We start from the raw sequence: 17,874 nt of genomic DNA on the forward strand, positions 1-17,874 counted from the left end.
AATATATCGGTAGCCGGTATATAGTCGGAGCCTGAACATGCAAGCGCCGCAGGAGCTGGATCCCTGCGTCAGGCCTTGTGAGCGGCTACCAACCCCCCGACCCAGGGCGCAACCATGCGCTGCCGCCCTGGCCAGGGGACGTCACGGACGGCACCCGAAAGCGACCGCCCGGCCCGGGTCCCTCGGCACGTGGGCAGGGACGACCGGCCCCTGCCCACTCGATCACCGCACGAGTTGACTGAAAGTACACCCCGCGCCTCGCCGCGATCGGCCTGAGCACAGCGGCGACACGCTGGGCACCGCTCTGCCCGGATCACGGTGGGCGATGTGGTGCCCAGGGTTATGAACACAGTCGGCCGCCCGTACACCGGGCCGGCAGAAACGGAGGGACGTCATGACCGACGCTCCGCACCCATCCCACGCCTACCTGGTCGGCGGCGGCATCGCCTCCCTCGCGGCGGCGGCCTTCCTGATCCGCGACGGCGGCCTGCCGGGCGAGAACATCCACATCCTGGAGGAGCTCCCGATCGCCGGCGGCTCGATGGACGGTCGCGAAGAACCCGGGGGATACGTCACCCGGGGCGGCCGGATGCTGGAGGAGGAGGCGTACGCATGCCTGTGGAACCTCCTGGAGACGATCCCCACCCTGACCGACGAGTCGGTATCGGTACGCCAGGAGATCACCGAGTTCAACGCCAAGTGGCCCACCGACGCCAAGGCCCGCCTGATCGGCAAGGGCACCGTGATTCTCGACGCCGCCGACTACGGTCTCGACACGCGTGACCGGCTGGAGCTCACGCGTCTGCTGGTGCTGCCCGAGTCGGTGATCGGGGCCCGTCGGATCGAGGACTTCTTCTCCCCGCACTTCTTCGCCACCAACTTCTGGACGATGTGGCGCACCACCTTCGCCTTCCAGAACTGGCACAGCGCCATCGAGCTCAAGCGCTATCTGCTGCGGTTCATGCAGGAGTTCCCCCGCATGCACACCCTGGCGGGGGTGCGCCGCACCCGCCTCAACCAGTACGACTCGATCATCCGCCCGATACGGGTCTGGCTGGAGGAGCGCGGCGTGCGCTTCGAGCACGGTGTGCGCGTGACCGACGTCGATTTCACCACCGAGGTGGACGGCACCCGCCGGGCCACCCGCCTGCACCTCGACCGGGCCGGGCAGCGCGACTCCTACGAACTCGGCGCCGACGACTACGCGTTCCTCACCCTCGGCTCGATGACCGCCGACGCGGCCTACGGCAGCGACACGACCGCGCCCGAGCTGGTGCGCGACAAGCGCGACGGGGGCTGGCGACTGTGGGAGGCCATCGCCGGCAAGGCCGACGACTTCGGCCGGCCCACGGCGTTCAACGGCAACGTGGACGAGGCCAAGTGGGAGTCCTTCACGCTCACCATGCGCAGCCCGCTGCTGCTGCACCGCATCGAGGAGCTGTCCGGCAACCTGCCCGGCACCGGTGCGCTGATGACGTTCAAGGACTCCAGCTGGCTGATGTCGATCGTCGTGCCGCATGCCCCGCACTTCGAGGGCCAGCCGGAGGACGTGTACACCGTGTGGGGCTACGGCCTGTTCGTCGACCGCGAGGGCGACTTCGTCGGCAAGCCGATGGCCGAGGCCACCGGCCGGGAGATCCTCACCGAACTGCTGGGCCACCTGGGCCTGTCGGACGCCGAGGAACAGGTGGCGGCGACCACCACGGTGATCCCGGTGATGATGCCCTACATCACCAGCCAGTTCGCCCCACGCACCACACACGACCGGCCGCTGGTCATCCCGCGCGGTGCGGCGAACTTCGCCTTCCTGGGCCAGTTCACGGAGATCCCGGAGGATGTGGTCTTCACCGTCGAGTACTCGGTGCGCGGCGCCATGCACGCCGTGTACGGCCTGCTCGGCCTCGACGACCACGAGATCCCCGGCATCTATCACGCCCTGGCAGATCCGCGGACAGCCTTCGATGTGCTCGCGGCCACCCTGGCCTGAGCACGCGGGGCCGCTTTGACCTGCGCGGTTCCCACCTGGGCCAAGTTCCTTCCGCCCCCGGTCTGCGGGCGGAAGGGGCTGGGGGCCGTCGGACCCGGTTCGGCGGCCCGGCCCGCTGCCTGTTGTGAGAGGAAACGGGGTGTGCGATGAGCGACCTGCCCATCCGGCACAGGACCTGCGAAACGCCGTACACGCGGACCAGGGCGCACACGCTTGGCCGACTGCTCGGCGGTGGGCTGCTCGTCCTCGCCGCGTTGCTCGTGGCGGGCACGCTGCTCGGCCCCGTCGGCTTCGCGGCGATCCAGTACCCGATCCCCCGCCATGGGTCGCTCATGAGCCAGCTCGTGGCCCTGGATGTCTTCTCGGTGGCCGTCGTCGCGCCCGTGGCCGCGTGCGGCGCCGTCCTCGTACTGCGCCGCCACCCGCTGGGCGGCGTGCTCGCCCTCGCACCCGGCGTCTATACGGCGTACATGGTTCCGCAGTACGTGCTGGGACCGCAGTACGTGCGCTACGACGGCAACAGCGAGGCGTTCTTCCCCCTGCAGCTGGCGCTGTTCGTCCTCGGCTGGACCACGGCCCTTCTCGCCTGGCAGCAGATCGACCCGGCAACATGGACGCCGCCCGGCCGACGGGAACGCATCACCGGTGGCGTACTGGTCCCGCTCCTGGCCATCGTGACCTTCACGCGGTACGTGCCGGCCATCCTCGACGCGGCCGGCGCGCACCCGTCGGCCACCGACTACCTGGAGGGCCCGGGCTACTTCTGGACCATCGCCCTGCTCGACCTCGGCGTGGGCCTGCCCGCCGCCATCGCCGCCATCGCCGGGATGCGGCATGGCAGCCCGTGGGCCCGCAAGGTCGCCCTGGGGCTGTCGGGCTGGCTGACCCTGGTCGGCCCGGCCGTCGCGGCCATGGCGATCAGTGCATGGCTGCGGGACGTCCCCGACGCGTCCGCCGGGCAGGCCGCCGCGGTGACGGTGCTCGGTCTGCTGTTCGCCGCGCTCGGTCTCACCCTGCTCACCGCGGTGTGGCCGGCCGCACCGCGGGCACGGCAGGCCGCGTCTGCCGAAATCCGGGCGGTGTGACGGACGTCGGAGACGACGCCGGATCGAGCAAACCGTCGCCGAGTCGAAGAATCATCGGCCATCCGGCAAGTCCGCGACTGGCCGGCCGTCCGAGCCGGTGGCCGACGGCGGCACCTCGACGACGAAGAACAGGAAGCAGGTCTTGCTCGAAAGGTCATCGAAGTCATCGGGGAACAGCCCACGAGCGGCCGGGTCGGGCCGCGGCTCGCTGATGACGGCAAGGCGGAAACCGGCGGTGGTGAAGGCATCGGTCATCGCGTGCAGCGGCTTGCGCCAGAACCGCATGGGAACGGACTGCCCGTTGAACGTCCCGTCAAAGGTATAGCTGGTGGTCGCAAAGCAGTCGGGCCGAGGATCCTGCCCGGCGGCCGACTGATCGCCTCGGTGGACCGCCCTTTCGGGCCTACACGATCCAGTACCAGCGACGCGACCATGTCGTCGAACGCACCGTCGGCGAACGGCAGGCGGTCGCTCAGACCGACCATGTGCAGGGCCACGTCGGCACCCAGCCGCCGCCTGGCCAACGCCGGCATCCTGGCGCTGGCGTCGATGCCTGTTACGCGTTCACGAGATTGTTCTCGTTCTCCGCCGCATACGCCTCGGCGAAGCTGTCGTAGTCATTCACCCGGGCCGGATCTGCAAACCGGGCGAGACTCTCGGGCGCATCGGTGACTCGGTCCATCGTCGAAGCCTAGTTGTATCGCCCCACGAGGTTGAAGACGCAGCTTGCGGGCCCAGCGGCATGTAGCCGAGGACCACCTGCAGGCCAGGGCCCCGGGAAAACGTGTGTGCGTACGGGTCCTCAGCCGTGCCAGGATGCCGTCGGGAAGCGAGGTCTCGTGGACGAGTTGGGGCGATTTTGCCGGGCGCTGGTCACGTGGGCGGCCGGTGGAGCGGAGGCCGGTGCGGCCGCCGCGGTGGCGCGGGAGCTGGCCGGCGGCGGTGTGCGGACGATCGTGCTCGTCGAGGGGGGCAGTGATCAGGCCGCGCTCGAAGCGCTGGCCACGCGCTACGGCCGCGACCTCGGCGCGGAGGGCGTCGCGGTGGTACCGCTCGGAGGTGCGACGAACATCGGGCGTTTCCTGGACGTGTGCGGTCCCGCGGGGCTCGGCCTCCCGCTGGCCGGTCTCTGCGACATCGGCGAGGAGCGGCATTTCCGGCGTCATCTTGAGCGGGTCGGGCTCGGGTCCGGTCTCACGCACACCGAGTTGGAGACATTCGGGTTCCATGTGTGCGTCGCGGACCTGGAGGACGAGCTGATCCGCGCTGTCGGGGCCGAGGGCGTGCAGCAGGTGATCGAGGCCCAGGGCGAGATGCGCCCGTTCCACACCTTCCAGGGCCAGCCGGCGCAGCGGGAACGGCCCGTGGAACACCAGTTGCGGCGCTTCATGGGCACGCACAGCGGTCGCAAGGCACTCTACGCGCAGGCGCTGGTCGCACACCTGGACCTCGAGCGCGTTCCCCGGCCGCTGGAGCGCCTCCTCACGCACGTCTGACCGGTGACCGCTTCGAACCAGCCTGCGATTCCGGTCCCCCCGCTCCATCCGTGCCGCGGGAGCCGCGCGAGCCCGAATTCGGCCTCACACATGCCCCGCGGGCCGACCTTCGTCACCGACAGGTCCAAAATCTCAGAATTGGCTGCACGTGTCGGGCGTGATGGGCTTCAATCGGGTCATGAGCTTCAGAGCAGGGCCTGGGCGCGAAGCAAGATCCGTCTTATGGAGGCTGGGACTCGCTGTCTTCATCGGCATTCTCGTGTTCGTCACGGTATGGATCGTCGAGGTGGGGAAGCGGTCGAAGGATCCCGCGTTCATCGCATCACTCTGGGGCGTCTTCCTGAGCGTGGCAGCAATTGCCATCAGTCTGATTCAGATGAAGATTGCGGCGCGACCGGACCTCAGTGCCGAGGGCGTGAAACGTGCCGCAGACAACCTGGCCGCACAAGTGGGAAAGCTGGAAGGCGAACAACGATCACGTTGGCTAGGTGGAGATGTCATCCCCATCGACGTGGAATTCGTTCTGGCTCTCGATATGGGCCGCCTGCCCAGCCATGCAGGGCCTTCTGGAACACTGGAAACCGTCCACACGTACTATCGCAATCTGACTCCCCGGCGGCTGCTCATCACAGGCGCCGGCGGCTCAGGAAAGACAGTCCTCGCTGTCGACCTCCTTCTCCTCATGCTCGACGAGCGGGCTCCAGAGGGTGCGGTACCGGTGCGATTCTCCCTGTCGGACTGGTACGGGAACGAAACCTTGGGTGATTGGATTTCCAGCAGGATATCCAGCGATTTTAAGATCAATTTTTCCGTTGCGAAAAAACTCGTCGAGATGGGCCTGATCCTGCCCATTCTGGACGGTCTCGACGAGATGTCTTCGGGAGGCGCCGAATCAACTCCCCGGGCCGTGTCCGCGATCACCTCTATCAACAGGTTCAGGATCGGACGACAGGGGGCTCCATTGGTGGTCACCTGTCGCAGGGATTTTCTCGACGAGTTGGCGACGAACTACGGGGTGCACATCCTGGATGTTGCGCCGGTTGTCGTGCAGCCACTGACCGCGAGCCAGGCCGCGGACTACCTCCACCGGAGGTTCAGTCACTGCCCGGGAAAATGGCGCGGTGTGATCCAGCGCCTGACGACCGACCCCCACGGTGTCCTGGCTCAGTCCCTCTCCACCCCATGGCGACTCACCCTGGCATCAACCGCATACACAGAGAGCGCCGATCAGAACCCCGACGAGTTGCTTTGGGAGACAACGGATGAAGACATAGGGCGCCATCTGATGGCCCGCTACGTCGACGCTGTCACCAGCATCCACGAAAGAAGCGCGGGAGGCACTTACCAGCCCCGCAAAGTGATCACCTGGCTGGGAAACATTGCGACGCATCTCAACAACACGGGCACCTCTGACATCAGGCTGCACGAATTATGGAAGATCACAGGTCACCGGGCACCACGTGCAGCCGACTCCGTAATCGTTTCCGTTCCCATTGTTGCCCTGACATACTTGGCCTGCGTCATATTCGAAATCACCGTGCCGGCCTGGTGGGTTCCTCTGGCCTGCGCAGGATTGATCACCCTGACATACAAGACGGTGGATTCCAGCACGATCGAGCCACAGCACGCCACATGGAGACAGTTGCGACACCGATACGGAAGTCGACAAGTTGCACTGATTGCAGCCGCGATATTCCTTCTCACTTTCGCATTGGAGCTCCTACTGGCCAAGAATCTGACATTTTTCCCTTTCACGGCAGGTATCAAATACCAGTCTTACGACCTGCTGGCCTGCATCACGGTCCTGGCGCTTCTCGTTGCGGCATTGACGCCTCTGCTCCATGCCTCCTTCACGGACGAGTGGAACGTCGAGGTCGCGGACCCCACTACTCCGATCAAGGCAGAGCTTCGGCAGAATCTCTTGATCGGTCTCATGGCGGGCGCCTACGCCGCTCTATTCTTAAAGCTGCCGCATGATTTCGTGAGGACCTTGACCGAAATTTCTGGTCGGCTCAAGCAGGAGCACACCAGGAATCTTCATGTCGGCAACTACACCATCAAATCACTCGTCTCGGCGATCGAGGAGCGAAGTGCAAACTTCCTCGATGAGTACGCCATTCCACACCTCTCTCGCTTTCCAGGGGGATTCCCCTCACGATGGCCAGGAATCGCGATCTGGTTCATTCTCGCAGGAATGGTTACCGCATTTCTTGCCACTGACGCCGGCCGCCGCTATGTTTCCATGCGCCTGGTGGGGTGGAGGATGCTGCCCACCCGACTCTCACCATTTCTCTTGTGGAGCTACGACGCGGGGCTACTACGCAGAGCGGGCGGCGCATTTCAGTTCAGACATCGGGAACTTCAGGAGTGGTTCGCGCACCAGTCTCACAACCCCTGACGGTGAGGATGGGGGTGGTGCTGCCCGGCAGGTCCGACTCGACCCACCACGGGCCCCGCTCGCGAGGTGACGATGACGCGCCCCTCATCGTCGCCGGCCCGAATCGTCGCCGATCCGACGGCACGCACCGAGTTTTGAGACACGCTTTACGCGACGCATGCAACTACGGCCCCCACCCTCACTGTCTGACAGGGAGTCGGGCCCGTCAGGGCCGAAGAGCGAGAGAGCGGGGCAGGGCGTGGGACGGCGCAACGGCAGCATAGGAATCGCATTGGTCACGGGTGCGATGCTGGTGGGCGCGAGTGCCTGTGGCGGGGGCGGCGGTGACAAGGCGAGCGGGGACGACTCAAAGGCGTCGGGCAAGCCGAGTGCGAGCTCCTCTCCGTCACCGACGAAGCCCGCGGGCCCGCCGATGCTGCTGGAGACGATCACCCCGCAGACGGGAACCACGGTCGGCGTGGCCATGCCGATCTCGGTGGTCTTCACGAACCCGGTGTCGGCAAAGGCACGGGCCACGGTGGAGAAGCACATGAAGGTGAGCACCTCGCAGCCGGTGGCCGGCGCCTGGCACTGGTTCGGCGACAGGCGCGCCGACTGGCGACCGAAGACGTACTGGCCCTCCGGCACGACGGTGAAGATCGACGCCGACATGAAGGGCGTCAGCAACGGCAACGGCCGCTACGGCGTGCGCACCTACACCCACACCTTCAAGGTCGGCGACGATGTGCGCGCGGATGTCTCGGTGACCGGCCACACCATGAAGGTGACCCGCAACGGCAAGCTGTTGCGCACCCTGTCGATCAATGCGGGCAGCCCTCAGTATCCGACGTGGAACGGCACGATGGCCGTCATCGACAAGCAGGAGAAGGTCCATATGACCTCCTGCAGCGTTGGCATCAGCTGCGACAAGGGCAGCCCCAACTACTACGACCTGACGCTGCCCTGGGATGTCCACCTGACCCAGTCCGGCACGTACGTGCACTACTCGACCGGTGACCCCAATCCGGGCAGCGGCAGCGCCCGCGGCTCGCACGGCTGCGTCCACCTGTCCATGTCGGACGCCAAGTGGTTCTACGGCCAGGTCAAGCAGGGCGACCCCGTCACCATCACCGGCTCGTCCCGCGCCAAGGCCCCGGCCGACAACGGCTACGCCGACTTCAACCTGGAGTGGGACCAGTGGCTCGCGGGCAGCGCGTCCGGAGAGGGAACGACCGCGACACTGTGATGCGCCGCGGTGGCAGCACCACCTCACCGACGCAGTGACGCAGTCCGGAAGGGCCGTATATCCCTCTGTCTACGCTCTGTCGTGATCGAGCACGCGGGCCCCGGACAGCGTCTCCACGGATCTCAAGGGCGCCGGCCCATGGGCGCGGTGCCCGGCGCCGCACTCTTCTTGGGGTGGTGCCGGGGCACCACGTCCTGAGGGAAGGTCAGCTGCCGGCTCATCCACTGCAGGGTGCCAGGCATCTCCCGTACCCAGGTGGGGAAGTTGTGACTGCCCTGCTCCGGTTGGATCGACGCAACGCGCATGGGTGCCTTGACGGCCTTGATGAAGGCCAGCGTCTGCGGGTAACCCCGCTCGCCGTGTTTGCTCTCGGCGACCAGGACGGAGACCTGCGGTGCGGGCAGGTGCTGCAGCCGCCACATCAGATCGTGCTCGTCGACCCGGTTGACGCGACCCGGCCCGCTGCCGAAGAGGTTGCCGGTCGTGGGGTCGTCCTTGACCTTGTAGTCGGGCGACAGGGCACCGGCCGTTGTGTACACACCGGGGTTGCGCATCGTCAGCTGCAGGGCGCAACTACCGCCGGACGAATAGCCCATGACGCCCCAGGCGCTGGCGTCGTGACCCACCCGGTATCCGGATTTCAGGGCCTCCGGGAGGTCCTTGGCCAGGAAGGTCTCGGTCTGCGGTCCACCCGGCACATCCACGCACTCCGTGTCGCGCGGCGGAGCGATGGTCGGCCGGATCATCACCATGATCGTCGGCTGCATCCGGCCGCTCTTCTGCAGTTCCCCGGCGGTCTGTGACACCCGCAGGTGCTCGGCGAGATTGAAGATGCTGCCGGGATAGCCGCTGAGGGTCACGATCACCGGGAAGCGCTGCCTGGCGTACGCCTTCTGGAAGTACTGCGGTGGCAGGTAGACGAACGCGGGGTCGACCACGCCGGTGCGGCGGCCGATGACCTTCACGGATTCCACCCGGCCGTTCACCGCGGCAGGACCGGTGGGCAGTCCGCTGACCCGGTTCAACTGCTCGCTGGTGGCGGGCTGTATCAACGCCCCCTTCGCCGTGACACCGTTCCCCGCGCCGTGGCCGATGGACGCCTGCGTCACGCCGACGGGTGCGGTCTCGGTATCGCCGAAGAGCTCGCCCCACGATCCGAAGAACTGGTACGACGAGTTCAGCCAACACGCGAAGGCCGCGATGATCGCCGCCTGGGTCACGCCGATGGCCGCCAGCCGTCCAAGCACGTGCCGCAGCCCCCTGCTGGCAAGCTGCGGCCACAGCCAGACCAGCAGGGCCACACAGACGACGGCCACGGCCGCCGTGACGTACACGGTCGCTTCGCTGGTCAAACCCATGCCACTCGATCCCTGGTGCTCTTGCCTGTGCAGTTTCCTTCACACAGAAGGAGGGCTACAGACACGTCCACGTTCCTCAACGAGGGCAAAGCTCTGTGGTTCCACGCAGAAGCGGCTGAACCGGGGGCGCAAGCCGGCACCGGGCGGGACGATCACATAAAAGGCCCTTGCAGAGCCGACAATAGTTCCTTATGGAAACGGGGCAGCATGTGACTACGGTCTCCGGTTCGGCGGGAACCGAAATCACGGATGACCCGTCCGCACCTCCGAAGCCCGTGCCCGAAAGGCGAGTTGGCGGATGGCGTCCGAATGGTGAGATAAGCTGGCGTCACATCGGCTGATGAATTGGTTCTCCGAACTGCCGGAGCGGACCCATCCGTCGCACCCCGGTCGTGCCTTTTCGCGCGCCGCGATTCACTTCTTCAAGCAGGAATTGATGCCCGTTCAACCATTGGCGGAGCTCATACGCTTCGCACGCCACAACTCGCTGTTCTACCAGCACCTTTACTCACACCTCCCCGACCATGTGGCGCACCTCACGGATCTCCCGATCGTGCCCCAGGCGGATTTCTGGCGGGCCAACTCGCCCCGTGGCAACAGGCTGCTGACGGCTCCACTGCACGAGGCGGTCGTATTCCGCAGCGGCGGCACCACGGGGTCCCCCAAGTTCTCGTTCTACACCCGCACGGAATGGCGGGAATTCACCTCCGTATTCGGGGCCGGACTCGTCAACGCGGGCCTGCGACAGGGCCACCGAGTGGCCGATCTGTTCTACGCGGGTGACCTCTACGCGAGTTTCAGCTTCGTCCTCGACTCACTGCACCGCTCCCCCGTGGCCAACGTGCGCCTGCCCCTGGGCGGCGCGGCGCCCTGGGAATCCGTCGTGACCACGCTGGAGGAGTTCCGCGTCGAGGTGGTCGCCGCCACGCCGACCACACTCTGCTCGCTCGCCGAGCGCCTCACCGCCGGCGGCCTGACGCTGCCCGACGTGGAACTGCTCTTCTTCGGCGGAGAATGTCTCTTCGGCGACCAGCTTCCGCTCCTGAGAGCCGCGTTCCCGAACGCCCAGCCCCGCTCGCTCGGCTATGCCAGCGTGGACGCGGGCCTGCTCGGCGAGGCCGTGCCCGGCGGCGACCCCCGGGTCCACCGCGTGTTCGCGCCGTACACCATCGTCGAGATCGTCGACGACGACACCGAACTGCCCGTCGAAGGGGCCGGGGTGCCGGGTCGGCTCGTCGTCACCGATCTGCGCCGGAGGTTGATGCCCGTACTGCGCTATCCGGCCGGCGACCGGGCGGAGTGGGTGGACCCGGAGGCCGGAGTCTTCCGCATCCTCGGCCGTGCCGAGGAAGGAGTCCGGGTCGGTCCCGTCTCCCTCTACACCGAGGACGTCCACGACATCGTGCGCGCCGCCGACACGGACGGCGAGGTGACCGGTCTGCAGCTCGTGGTACGCCGCCGCGACGGCCGGGACGGTCTGGTACTGCGGCTGGCGACCGGCGGACCCAAGGACACACAGGGCGCGTTGGGGGATGCCGTCGCCGCCGCCGTGCTCGCGCAACGCCCGGCTTACGGGACCGCGACCGCGGCGGGGCACGTCGATCCGCTCACCGTCGAATGGGTGCGGCACCGTGATCTCGCCGTCAACTCCCGTTCCGGCAAGCTGGTGCGCGTCGTCGACGAGCGGCCATGCTCATGAACGCGGCCGAGCCACGCGGCCGGCGGCTGCCGCTCGTGCTGCGCAACTCCTCATTCGGCAGAGTCTGGACCGCTCAGCTCCTCACCCAGGCCGCCGGCCGGATGTTCCAGGTCGGTGCGGTCTGGTGGCTCATCGGCTTTGCCGCCGAAGGCGATCAACGAGGGCTGGAATCAGGGCTGTTCCTCACGGTGAGCACACTTCCCGCCGTCGCGCTCGCCCCCGTCGTCGCCCGCGTCGTGGCGCGCCATCCGCACCGCACGGTGCTGGCCGGCACCGCGGCCGTCGCGGGCACCGTCGCCGCGGTGGCCGCGCTCACGGCGTACGCCGGAGAACTGCCCATGGCCGCCGTGTACGCGGTGGGTCTGGCGCTGGCTTCCTGTCAGGCTCTGTTCGACCCCTGTCTGACCACATCGGTGCCCGAACTGGTCGAGGACGCCGACATCGAGGCGGCCACCGGATTCGAGCTGTCCACCCAGTCGATGGCCGGGCTCGGTGGTGGTCTGCTGGGACCGCTCGCGGTCGACGCGGGTGGGCTCACGGGAACCGTGGCCGCCTGCGGCCTTGCCTATCTGCTCACCGCCGTGCTGGTCGCCTCGGCACGCTTCGCGAGTGCCGGGATGACCAAGGACGGCCCCGGGAGCACACACGTCGGCCCCGGCACGGCGCACGGCACACCACCCCCGCGCCGGACGCTGCGCCAGGTTCTGGCCGGTCTCCCCTTCATTCGCCGGGTACTGGTCTGCTTCGCCGCCGCCAACCTGTTCACCACCGCCGTCTACGTCGTCATGCCCCTCTACACGCGCGGGGTACTGCACTCCACCGGCTCGACCGTCGCCGCGCTGGAGGCGGCGCTCGGCGCGGGCACGCTCGTCGGGTCCTTCACCGGGGCCCGTGTCCCCGGACGGCCGACAACCGTCGGCAGCGCCTGCCTGGCCGTGATGGCCATGGCGCTGTGCCTGCCGGGCCTGCTCGCCACGCACACGGTGGCCCTGGGCTCGATGGCCGTCGCGGGCTGGTGTGTCGGTGTGATCGGTGTCCGGTTCGTCGGGCTGTTCCAGCGGCTCGTTCCCGCCGCCGACAAGCCGGGCTTCTTCGCCGTCATGCAGGCGCTGCTCGGCGCCACGTTCCCCGTGTCCTGTTTCGTCTTCGGCGCGCTCGGCGACCATCTGACGGCTCGTACGCTCTGCCTCGCTCAGGGCGCCGGTCTGGTCCCCGTCGCGGCAGCCCTGTGGTGGCTCGGCGGCCGGACGGGACCCGACGGACGGCGTACGTCCCGCGGCGTCGCGGCAGCGCACCCGGCCCCGACGGGAGACGCGCCATGAGCGCGACCATCGCCCCGGCCGGGGTCCAGGACATCGCGGAACTGCGGCAGCTGTACTTCGACGTGTACGGGCACGGCTACCCGGTGCCGCTCGGCAGCGACCCGGCCGTGATGCGCCGGCTGCTCACCGACGGCACCGCGCACTGGCTCACCGCCCGCACGCACGGCGGGGACATCGTCGGGTCGGCCGTCGTGCAGACCGACCCCGGCAGCCGTCTCGGCAAGCTGGTCGGACTCGCCGTACACCCCGGCCACCGGGGCCACGGGCTGGCCTCCCGGCTGACCGGCGCGGTCTGCGACGCCGCGTTCGCCGCCGGCCTGCTCGACTCGGTGTTCGCCACCGTGCGCGTCGTCACCGAGGGCCCGCAGCATGTCGTCGTGCGCAACGGATTCCGGCCGCTGGGCCTGCTGCCCAACGCGGTCGAGGTCGATGGGTGCGAGAGTCTCGCGCTCTTCGCCCGGTACGCCGACGGCGTGTTGCAGCGCCGCGCCCACGTCGAGCACGTACCCGAACCTCTGGCGGGACTGCTGGCCGCCGCGTCCACCGGTATCGGCATCGACTGCGCCGGGGCGGGCCGCGTTCCCCTGCGGGGCGGACCGCGTCCGACGGCCGGTTCCGGGCCGATCGAGGTGATCGCCGCGCCGGCGTTCGTACGCCGACGGTTCCTGGAACGCTTCCCCCACCCCGACGACCGCTTCTTCCCTCTGCACACCCCCAACACGGTCCTGGTCGCCGCCGACGGCGGATTCGAGGCGTACGCCGATCTCGATCCGGTGGCGGGCAGCTGCGCCCTGGTCGCCGTCCACCCGTGTGCGTCCGCGCTGTCCGGCGCGCTGGAGGCGCTGATGACCGCGGTCACCCAGGCGGGCGCGGACTACGCCGAAACCCTGCTGCCCCTGGCCGACACCGAAGCCCTGGAGATCTTCCTCGCCTCCGGATTCGTACCGAGTGCGGTCTACCCGGCGATGCGCCGCGTCCAGGACCGCCTCCACGACTATGTGGTGCTCTCCCGCACCAGCCGTCAGATCGACTTCCGGAGGGCGGCCGTCAGCCCGCTGCTCCAGCCCTACCTCAGCGCCTATCTCAGCGCCTGGGCCTCCACCTATCTGCCCCTTCACGAGGTGTCCCGATGAACCCCCATCTCGCTCCCGTCGAGGTCTCCGACCCGGCGGCGCTCGGCCAGGTGCAGCGGCTGTGCGACCTGACCGAGCCGTACGCCGCCGGCGCCCACGCCGACGAACTGTTCGCCGCCGCCATGGCCGAGTCCAACGCCTGGCACACCGAGCGTTCCCCGTTCTTCGCCGCGCTCCTCCAGGACCCGCCGGAGGCGCCCGCGCCCACCGTCGGACTCGCGGTGCGCACACCGCTGGTGCCCGCCGCCTTCTTCAAGCGCCACGAGGTGCTCTCCGTCCCCCGTGACGAGGTGTTCCTGCATCTGACCTCTTCGGGTACGACGGGCCAGAAGTCCCAGATGTTCTTCGACCGGTGGACGATCCGGTCGGCGCAGCGCATGGTGGCCCGGGTCTTCGATCACTACGGCTGGATCACCCCCGACCGACCGGTCAACTACCTGCTCTACAGCTACGAGCCCGCCCCGTCACTGACGTTGGGCACGTCGTTCACCGACAACTACCTGTGCGACTTCGCCCCCGCACGGCACACCACGCACGCACTGCGGCACACCGGATCCGGGCACGAGTTCGACGTGCATGGCTGCATCGCGGCGCTCCAGCGCTACGCCGAGGACGACATCCCGGTCCGCATTCTCGGATTCCCGGCCTTCCTCCACTTCACCCTGGAGCGGATGAAGGCGATGGGGCTGCCGCCGCTGCGGCTGCCCGAGGGATCGCTGGTGGTCCTCGGCGGCGGCTGGAAGGGCCACGCCGACCGCAGGATCGGCAAGGACGACTTCCGCGCCGAAGTGACCGAACTCCTCGGCATCCCGGGCGCGCGGATCCGCGACACCTTCGGTTCCGTCGAGCACTGTGTGCCGTACGTCGAGTGCGCACACCACCGCCTGCACGTACCCGTGTGGTCCCGCGCGGCGGTCCGCGACCCGGCCACGCTGCGCCCTCTGCCGTACGGGGAACGCGGTTTCCTGCACCTGGTGAGCCCGTACATCACTTCGGTTCCGGCGCACAGCGTCGTGATGGGCGACATCGCCTCGCTGCATCCGGGCGAGGAATGCCCCTGCCCGCTGTCCACCGACTGGTTCACCGTGCACGGCCGCGCCGGGGTGAGCCGCAACCGCAGTTGCGCGGTCGCCGCCGCCGAACTGATGAAGGGAATGTCGTGACCACCTCCCAACTCCACCTCTGGCAGGGTGAGTTCGTCGACGACGCCGAGGCCGCCCGGCGGATGGACGGGCTGTCCGAGTCGGCCGGGCGCATCCTGGCGCACCCGCTGCCCACGGAGGTCGTGCTCGGAGCCTGCGCCGCAGTCGGCGAAGAACTGGGCGACCCGGGCTCCACCCTGTACCGCCGACTGGCGGGGCAACTGCCCGCCGACGAGGTCACGCCCATCCTCGCCGAGCTGTCGACCGCCCTCACCCGGCAGGCGCTGGAACGCAAACTGCGCCGGGAGCTGGGCGGCCTGCGCCCGGAACGGCTGACCCGGCCGGACGCCCGCGAGACGGTCTACGAAGCCTGGGCACCCGTCGGCCTGCTGGTACACATCGCCCCCGGCAACGCCGCCTCCGTGGCCCCGCTGAGCGTCGTCGAGGGCCTGCTGGCCGGAAACCTCAACGTCCTCAAGACGAGCGCCTCCGACACGGCGCTCGCCCTCGACCTGCTCGCCGCGCTCGGCGCCGCCGACCCGACCGGGCTGATCTCCGAGCGCGTCATCGCCCTGCGCTTCCCGTCGTCACGCCGGGAGTGGCTCACGGCCCTGTGCGACCAGGCCGACGCGATCGCGGTCTGGGGCGGCGACGACGCCGTGAGCGCGGTGCGCGAACTCGCGCCGCCGGGCTGCCGGGTCGTCGCATGGGGGCACCGGGTCTCCTTCGCCTATCTGACCCGGGACGCGGCACACGACGACGCTCTGCTCGACGCGCTGGCGGCGGACGTCTGCCGCTTCGAACAACAGGCCTGCTCCAGCCCGCAAGTGGTGTATCTCGACACCGAGGACACCGACGAGGTATTCGCCTTCGCGGGCCGTTTCGCCGGGCGGCTCGCGAAGGTCTCCGGAGCCCTGCCCGCACCGCCGCCCGGCCCGGCCGAGCAGGCGGAGATCACCACCGTGCAGCGGCTCGCCCAGCTCGAACAACACCTCGGCCTCACCCGTGTGTTCGCCGCCGAGGACGGTACCTGGCGCGTGCTGGCGGACGCCCGCCCCGTGCTCGACGCCTCTCCCCTGCACCGCAGCGTCTGGGTGAAGCCCCTGCCCCGGCGCCGGATCACCACGGTGCTGCGGCCGATGCGCCGCTATCTGCAGACCGCCGCGATCGGCGGCGACCGGGCGGACGTGGCCGCGCTGTCGCGTGCGATGTTCGCCGCCGGCGTCACCCGGGTCACTCCGGTCGGTTCCATGCTGGAGGGCTACGACGGTGAGCCCCACGACGGTGTCTACGCCCTGCAGCGCTACAGCCGCCGGGTGAGCCTGCGCGCACCGGGCACGGACTTCGGCACCGTGGCATGCCTGGACGACCTGGTGGAACCCCCGGTTCTGCCCGCGGCGCCCAGCGGGCCGTTGCTCGGCAAGGAGGAAGTGCAGCGCGCGCTCACCTCGCTGGAGCCACGTCACGCGCACCTGTACTTCCGCAGCGGCGGCTCCACGGGCGCGCCGGCGCTGTCCGTGTTCACCTGCGACGACTACGACAACCAGATGCGCGCCGCAGCCGACGGACTGCTCGCTGCGGGCTTCGACCCGGCCCGCGACCGGGCGGCCAACCTGTTCTACTGCGGCGGGATGTACGGCAGTTTCATCAGCTTCTTCTCCATCCTGGAGCGGCTGAACGCCACCCAGCTCCCCATCGCGGCCGGGCCCGACCACGCCGCGGTCGCGGAGGCGCTGGTCGCCCACCGGGCCGACACCCTCTTCGGCATGCCGTCCTACCTGTGGCAGCTGTTCCATACCGAGGGCGACCGGCTGCGCGCCCACGGCGGCATCCGGACGGTGTTCTACGGCGGTGAGCACTTCACCACCGAGCAACGCCGTGTGCTGACACGGGAGTTCGGCGTCAAAGTGATCCGGTCCGCCGCCTACGGCAGTACCGATCTGGGCCCGCTGGGCTACCAGTGCGCCTCCTGCGACGGCTCGGTCCACCATGTGCTGACCGACCTGCACACGCTGGAGATCCTCGATCCGGACACCGACCGGCCGGTTCCGCCGGGTGAGCCGGGACGCCTGGTGTTCACCTCCCGCGCACGCGCGGGACAGCGACTGGTGCGCTATGAGATCGGCGACCTGGGGCGCGCCGTGGACGGTCCCTGCGGCTGTGGCAGCCACGTGCCCCGGCTCGAACTGCTCGGACGTCACGGCGACGTCGTACGCATCGGCACGTACTTCGTCAACTACCGGCGCATCGTGCGAGGGGCCCAGGAACGCCTCGCCTACCCCGGCGAGGTCCAACTCCTCGCCGAATCCGGTGCCGACCGGGAACAGCTGACCGTCCGGCTCGACGAGCAGTACGCGGCCGACCCCGAGGCGGCGAGGGAGGCTCTGCTGGCCGAGGTGCCGGAACTGGCCTCGGCACTGGCGGAGGGCCTCCTGGCCTTCACCGTCCAGACCGTACCCACGGAGACGTTCGAGCGCACGGCCACCAGCGGGAAGCTGCGCACGGTCATCGACCTGCGGTCGGCGTAGCCGGCGAGGCGGGGGGGGCGGCCATACATCACACAAGGCGCGATGTATGGCCGCCCTCCTCATCCGGTCAGCCGGTCCGAAGGGATACTCCCCGGCCTGTCCGGCCGATCATGGACGTGGTCGGTCAGGCATGATGCCTCGGTGAGCATCATCGTCAAGTTCTTCATGGCGTCCGAGTTGCGGGATGTCACCGTCTCGTGGGCCACGCAGCGCGCGGAGGACGGCGAGGTCATCGACACGGAGATCGCCGAAGTGATCCTGAGCGATCTGGCCGCTCTCGTCAGCAGCGCCCGACGCCAGGGCCAGAAGGTCTACTGCTGGGTCGCGTAGGCGCTCACGTTCGGAGCCGGATCGCGACAGACGCCGCGGTAACGGCACCGAGCAAGAACACGACGACGGAACCCACCGTCTTCAGGTCCGCGAATTGCCGGACTCGTCGGCCCAGGCACGCCAGGATGTTGCCGTCATATCTCGACTCGGGCCAGGCCGCCGACCGTGTAT

At 68.6% G+C, this 17,874-nt stretch carries 12 protein-coding genes and 1 pseudogene; 11 read left to right on the forward strand and 2 right to left on the reverse strand.

Annotated elements, in window-relative coordinates; translation table 11 throughout:
- The first annotated feature begins 394 nt into the window (after window positions 1-394).
- Together N8I87_RS01310 and N8I87_RS01315 are read left to right on the forward strand one after the other, a co-directional pair.
- Window positions 395-1,987, forward strand: a complete 1,593-nt coding sequence (locus tag N8I87_RS01310) for an oleate hydratase (RefSeq protein WP_263204830.1) — start codon at window positions 395-397, stop codon at window positions 1,985-1,987.
- A gap of 146 nt (window positions 1,988-2,133) precedes the next feature.
- Window positions 2,134-3,072 carry a hypothetical protein gene (locus N8I87_RS01315; RefSeq protein ID WP_263204831.1) on the forward strand — a complete coding sequence of 313 codons (939 nt, stop codon included), beginning with the start codon at window positions 2,134-2,136 and terminating at the stop codon, window positions 3,070-3,072.
- Between the two features lie 51 nt (window positions 3,073-3,123).
- Here N8I87_RS01315 and N8I87_RS01320 read toward each other — a convergent pair.
- Window positions 3,124-3,754 (reverse strand): annotated as a pseudogene (locus tag N8I87_RS01320) (methyltransferase domain-containing protein).
- Between the two features lie 157 nt (window positions 3,755-3,911).
- On the opposite strand from N8I87_RS01320, the gene N8I87_RS01325 reads away from it, so the two are divergent.
- The 3 genes from N8I87_RS01325 to N8I87_RS01335 all read left to right on the forward strand — a co-directional run bounded on the left by N8I87_RS01325 (window position 3,912) and on the right by N8I87_RS01335 (window position 8,191).
- Window positions 3,912-4,568 (forward strand): ATP-dependent endonuclease, encoded by a 657-nt coding sequence (locus N8I87_RS01325; RefSeq protein ID WP_263204832.1) that lies wholly within the window; start codon window positions 3,912-3,914, stop codon window positions 4,566-4,568.
- A 178-nt stretch (window positions 4,569-4,746) separates the two neighbouring features.
- Window positions 4,747-6,966 carry an NACHT domain-containing protein gene (locus N8I87_RS01330; protein ID WP_263204833.1) on the forward strand — a complete coding sequence of 740 codons (2,220 nt, stop codon included), beginning with the start codon at window positions 4,747-4,749 and terminating at the stop codon, window positions 6,964-6,966.
- Window positions 6,967-7,252: 286 nt separating this feature from the next.
- Entirely contained in the window at window positions 7,253-8,191 is a 939-nt protein-coding gene (locus N8I87_RS01335) for a L,D-transpeptidase (protein WP_263216257.1), read from the forward strand.
- 122 nt (window positions 8,192-8,313) lie between these two features.
- Here the strand turns inward: N8I87_RS01335 and N8I87_RS01340 are convergent, their stop codons facing one another.
- On the reverse strand, window positions 8,314-9,549 hold the full coding sequence (locus N8I87_RS01340; protein ID WP_263204834.1) for an alpha/beta hydrolase: 1,236 nt from the start codon (window positions 9,547-9,549) through the stop codon (window positions 8,314-8,316).
- Window positions 9,550-9,985: 436 nt separating this feature from the next.
- Between N8I87_RS01340 and N8I87_RS01345 the strand changes: the two genes are divergently transcribed.
- The 6 genes from N8I87_RS01345 to N8I87_RS01370 all read left to right on the forward strand — a co-directional run bounded on the left by N8I87_RS01345 (window position 9,986) and on the right by N8I87_RS01370 (window position 17,703).
- The gene (locus tag N8I87_RS01345; RefSeq protein WP_263204835.1) at window positions 9,986-11,248 is read left to right on the forward strand and encodes a phenylacetate--CoA ligase family protein; all 1,263 of its coding nucleotides are present in this window, start codon (window positions 9,986-9,988) and stop codon (window positions 11,246-11,248) included.
- Window positions 11,239-12,570, forward strand: coding sequence for an MFS transporter (locus N8I87_RS01350; protein ID WP_263204836.1), 1,332 nt, complete (start codon window positions 11,239-11,241; stop codon window positions 12,568-12,570). The genes N8I87_RS01345 and N8I87_RS01350 overlap by 10 nt, the downstream gene beginning before the upstream one ends.
- Entirely contained in the window at window positions 12,567-13,703 is a 1,137-nt protein-coding gene (locus N8I87_RS01355) for a GNAT family N-acetyltransferase (RefSeq protein WP_263204837.1), read from the forward strand. The genes N8I87_RS01350 and N8I87_RS01355 overlap by 4 nt, the downstream gene beginning before the upstream one ends.
- Window positions 13,700-14,866, forward strand: a complete 1,167-nt coding sequence (locus N8I87_RS01360) for a LuxE/PaaK family acyltransferase (protein WP_263204839.1) — start codon at window positions 13,700-13,702, stop codon at window positions 14,864-14,866. The genes N8I87_RS01355 and N8I87_RS01360 overlap by 4 nt, the downstream gene beginning before the upstream one ends.
- On the forward strand, window positions 14,863-17,373 hold the full coding sequence (locus tag N8I87_RS01365) for an acyl-CoA reductase (protein ID WP_263204840.1): 2,511 nt from the start codon (window positions 14,863-14,865) through the stop codon (window positions 17,371-17,373). Before N8I87_RS01360 ends, N8I87_RS01365 begins: the two co-directional genes overlap by 4 nt.
- A 141-nt stretch (window positions 17,374-17,514) precedes the next feature.
- Complete coding sequence (locus tag N8I87_RS01370) at window positions 17,515-17,703, forward strand: hypothetical protein (protein ID WP_263204841.1); 189 nt, start codon at window positions 17,515-17,517, stop codon at window positions 17,701-17,703.
- Window positions 17,704-17,874 lie beyond the last annotated feature (171 nt).

This window comes from Streptomyces sp. HUAS 15-9 (assembly GCF_025642155.1).
Taxonomy (GTDB): Bacteria; Actinomycetota; Actinomycetes; order Streptomycetales; family Streptomycetaceae; genus Streptomyces.